Annotated in this window: 3 protein-coding genes; 1 reads left to right on the top strand and 2 read right to left on the bottom strand. The window is 73.2% G+C overall.

All coding sequences use genetic code 11. The annotated features are described in order from the left end of the window. Positions 1 to 134: 134 nt before the first annotated feature. On the top strand, positions 135 to 824 hold the full coding sequence (locus tag FV223_RS24210) for a YoaK family protein (protein WP_147844253.1): 690 nt from the start codon (positions 135 to 137) through the stop codon (positions 822 to 824). A gap of 136 nt (positions 825 to 960) precedes the next feature. On the opposite strand, the gene FV223_RS24215 is transcribed toward FV223_RS24210, so the two are convergent. Both FV223_RS24215 and FV223_RS30770 read right to left on the bottom strand, forming a co-directional pair. Then, entirely contained in the window at positions 961 to 1842 is an 882-nt protein-coding gene (locus FV223_RS24215) for a polysaccharide deacetylase family protein (protein ID WP_147729359.1), read from the bottom strand. Between the two features lie 83 nt (positions 1843 to 1925). Then, positions 1926 to 2947: SGNH hydrolase domain-containing protein (locus FV223_RS30770; protein WP_281407469.1), on the bottom strand; the 1022-nt coding region annotated here is incomplete at its 5' end.

The following is a 2947-nucleotide window of genomic DNA, read 5'->3' on the forward strand; positions in this document are numbered from 1 at the left end:
AGGCGGTGTCGCGGCCTGGGCTCGGCCCGGCGAGCGCCCGCTTGCGGTCCGGCCCGGACGCCTGGAAGGTCCGCGGCCCGGGCGCTCGGCGGATGGCGAGCGGCGACCGGCTCGGACGGGCAGGAGAGCAAGGCATCGTGTTCACCCCATCGCTCAGGGACGCCGCGATCGGCGTCGGGCTCGCCTTCGTCGCCGGCTTCGTGGACGCCGCCGCCTTCATCGCCCTGACCGGCCTGTTCACCGCCCACGTCACCGGCAACTTCGTCCTGATCGGCGCGGAGCTGGTCTCGACCTCGACCGGCGTCCTCGCCAAGCTGCTCGCCCTGCCGACCTTCATCCTGGCCGTCGCACTCACGCGCCTGATCGCCCTGGCGTTGGAGCGGCGCGGGACGTCGCCGCTGCGCCCCTTGCTGGCCCTCGAGGCGGCCGTCCTGATCGCCTTCGCGAACTTCGGCGCGGCCCTGTCGCCGCTCGGCTCGCCGGACGGCGCGCGGGCGATCGGCATCGGCATGCTCGGGGTCGCCGCGATGGGCATCCAGAACGGCATCGGGCGCCTGGTGATCGGCCACCTCGCCGCGACGACGGTGATGACCGTGAACGTCACGCAGGCCGTCATCGATATCACCGATCACCTGTGCGGGACCAAGCTCGGCGCGCAGGCCGGCGCCCGCCTGCGGCGCACGCTGTCCGCGGTGCTGGCCTTCGCGGCAGGTGCCCTGGCCGGCGCGTTCGGGGTCGCCGCCCTGTCCTTCTGGTGCGTGCTCGTGCCGGCCCTGGTGCTGATCGGGTTGCTGGCCGTTCCGGACCCGACCCCGCCGCGATGACCGGTGCGTCGGGTTCGGCGCGGACCATCCGTGTTCGGTTGATCGACAAAAACCCGTTCATCACCGGCAGCGGATCTGCGGGCTCACCGGCGAAACGCAGCCGTCCTCCGAGCTGATCCCGTCGAGCCCTGTCCTCTCAGTCCATCACCTGCACCGCGTGCTCGGCGATCGCGCCCGCGGTGGTGAGCCAGACCGTGTCGCGGTGAGCGGCGATGCGGGCCAGCACCGCGCGCAGGGGGCGCAGGCGCTGCGGCTGGCCGACGATGTAGGGGTGGAGCGCGATCCCCATCACCAGCGGCGCGTGGCGCGACTGCTCCAGCATCTCATCGAAGGCGTCGGAGATCGCGTCGGCGAATTGCCGCCCGGTCTCCTTGCGGGCGACGATCGCCGGGATGTCGTTCAGCTCCTGCGGATAGGGCACCGAGAGGATGCGGCCGCCGTCGCGGGTCCCGAACCACGTCGGCTGGTCGTCGTGCGCCCAGTCCAGCAGGTAGCGGTAGCCCGCCTCGGCCAGGAGGTCGGGCGTCGCCGTCGACTGCGAGATCCACGGGCCGAGCCAGCCGGCGGGCGGGCGGCCCTCGTGCTCGGTCAGCAGCGCCGTCGCCTCGGCGATCAGCGCGCGCTCGCCCGCCTCGTCGAGGCTGCCCTGGCGCTCGGCGTTGGTGCGGCCGTGCCCGACGATCTCGTCGCCGCGGGCGCGGAAGGCCTCGATCAGGCCGGGGCAATCCGCATAGAGGCGGCTGTTGACCAGGACGCTCGCCGGCAGCCCGAGCGCGTCGAGCATCGCCTTGATCCGCCACGCCCCGACCCGGTTGCCCCAGTCGCGCCAGGCGTAGTTCAGCACGTCGGGCTGCGGCCCGCCGGGGGCAAGCTCGGCGCCGAGCCCCGATCCGAAATTGAAGGTCTCGAGGTTGAGCGCGACGTAGACCGCCAGGCGCCGGCCACCCGGCCAGTCGTAGAGCGGCCGGTCCGGCAGCGCGCTGTAGCCGTAGCGGCCGTGGCCCTTGGAGGGTTCCATGCGTCCTCAGGTCTCCGTCGATCGGGGATGATGCGAGGGACATGGCGCGCGGCGCGCCGGCATCCACGTCGCTGGAAGATGCGCTATCGCGCCGGCAGGGCCGCGGAGGAGCGCGGCGCGGCCGCGGCGAACGCGGCCTCCATCGTTTCCGCGAAGGACGGCAGCAGCACGTCGTTGGCGTAGCCGCTGACGTGGTCGCCGTCGAAGAGCAGCGGGCGCCCGTCGCGGAAGGCGCGGCAGGTGGTCTCCGGGCACAGGATCGGGACCGGATCCCAGATCGAGACCTGCCGCAGGTCCCGCATCGCCGCCGCCATGCGGGCGAGGATCGGCGCGCGCAGCGCTTCCAGCTCGCTCCGATCGATCGCGAAGCCCGGCGCGCAGACCGGGTTCGTCGCATTGAACCAGTCGGCGCAGCGCATCGGCGGCGCCTTGAACAACGGCTTGGGGGCCTCGAAGACGATGCGGGCGCCGCTGGCGGCGATGCGGCGCAGATGGCTGCGCGCGACCGCGACGGCGTCCGGATCGGGGGCGCCGGAGGCGGCCGCGGCGTATCCCGAATCGCCCCATTGCTCGACGTAGCGCGGCAGGCGCAGGGACGGCAGGAAGACGATGTCGGCGGGCGTCAGGACCTCGGCCAGCTCGTCGGCGAGCCGCGCCTCGAAGGCCGCGCACGCGCCCGTGGCCGGTTCCTGCCGCAGCCCGATCATCGGGCAGCCGGCGAGCCAATAGGTGCGCACCTCGCGGCCGGTCGCGTAGGCGTAGTTCCAGAGCATGCGCTCGTAGGCACCGACATGGGAGTCGCCGGCGACGATCAGCCGTCCGCCCTGCGCCGGGGTCCCGCATCCCGTCGGCCGCAGGATGGTCATGACGCCGTCGGGGCGCGGCACCACCTGCTTGGCGATCGCGCAGCCGGCCTGCGGCGGGACCGTGTAGCGGCCCTCCGGGTACCAGGTCGCGAGGTCCCGGGTCCCGCCGAGCATGAAGGCGGACTTGAACTTCAGCATGCCTCCGGTCGCCACCGCGAGCACCAGCGCGACGGCGAGGCCCGCGCGCACGACCTGTACGTCGCCCGGTTCGAGGCCGAGGCGAAGGAGCGTCTGTGCAT

This window comes from Methylobacterium sp. WL116, from assembly GCF_008039455.1.
Classification (GTDB): domain Bacteria; phylum Pseudomonadota; class Alphaproteobacteria; order Rhizobiales; family Beijerinckiaceae; genus Methylobacterium.